The organism is Stenotrophomonas sp. 3diitr2024, from assembly GCF_042136455.1.
GTDB classification, from domain to species: domain Bacteria; phylum Pseudomonadota; class Gammaproteobacteria; order Xanthomonadales; family Xanthomonadaceae; genus Stenotrophomonas; species Stenotrophomonas sepilia.
On sequence record NZ_JBHHMJ010000671.1, the window covers coordinates 1 to 325 of the forward strand.

At 65.2% G+C, this 325-nt stretch carries 2 pseudogenes; one reads left to right on the top strand and one right to left on the bottom strand.

The annotated features are described in order from the left end of the window. Positions 1-152 precede the first annotated feature (152 nt). Positions 153-227, top strand: a pseudogene (locus ABGA94_RS17125) (phosphoglycolate phosphatase); the annotation flags it as partial. Here the strand turns inward: ABGA94_RS17125 and rpsU are convergent. Then, positions 208-325 (bottom strand): annotated as a pseudogene (gene rpsU / locus ABGA94_RS17130) (30S ribosomal protein S21); the annotation flags it as partial. The pseudogenes ABGA94_RS17125 and rpsU overlap by 20 nt on opposite strands.

The window sequence follows — 325 nt, forward strand, 5'->3', positions numbered from 1 at the left end:
CGGGAACCACTACTGGATCCGCTGGCGCAACCTGGCCTCGGCCTACCAGCGCTACACGCTGGAAGTGGCGCGTACCGACGACCCGGCGCAGCAGGTGCTGGCCTACCGCGCGGCGTACAATGGACGGCCCCACGTTGTACAGGCGTCGTCCCTTGTCGTATCCCTATCCGCTGGTCGTATTCGATCTCGATGGCACGCTGGTCGACAGCGCAGCTGACGCTTCACAGCAGCGGCGGCCTTGCGCTTGCGCTCCTGGGTCGGCTTTTCGTAGAACTCGCGCTTGCGGGTTTCGGCCAGCACACCGGCCTTTTCGCAAGTGCGCTTG